This window comes from Pseudoalteromonas aliena (assembly GCF_038155085.1).
GTDB lineage: Bacteria > Pseudomonadota > Gammaproteobacteria > Enterobacterales > Alteromonadaceae > Pseudoalteromonas > Pseudoalteromonas aliena_A.
This window is the reverse complement of sequence record NZ_JBAKAU010000291.1, coordinates 1-209: the sequence shown is the minus strand read 5'-3', so window position 1 is coordinate 209 and position 209 is coordinate 1. Positions and strand designations below refer to the sequence as shown.

Below are 209 nucleotides of genomic sequence, written 5' to 3'. Positions count from 1 at the left end.
ATTTTGGTGTAATTTATTCTAGCTAGCTCCTTGTTATAGCCGCTTTCTAAATTAATTAATAAGTGGCTACACACCATTAATGCATCAAATAAACTTGCAGCTATTGAGTATGAATACATCCACTTCTTTTTAGATTCTTTAGTGCTGTTATGTTGAGGATATAAATTACTTAACTCATTTAATACAGATAACTCATCGCACAATTGGGC

Annotated in this window: 1 pseudogene; it reads right to left on the bottom strand. The window is 31.6% G+C overall.

Annotation, left to right across the window (positions count from 1 at the left end):
* A pseudogene (locus V6260_RS19450) lies at positions 1-209 on the bottom strand (FecR family protein); the annotation flags it as partial.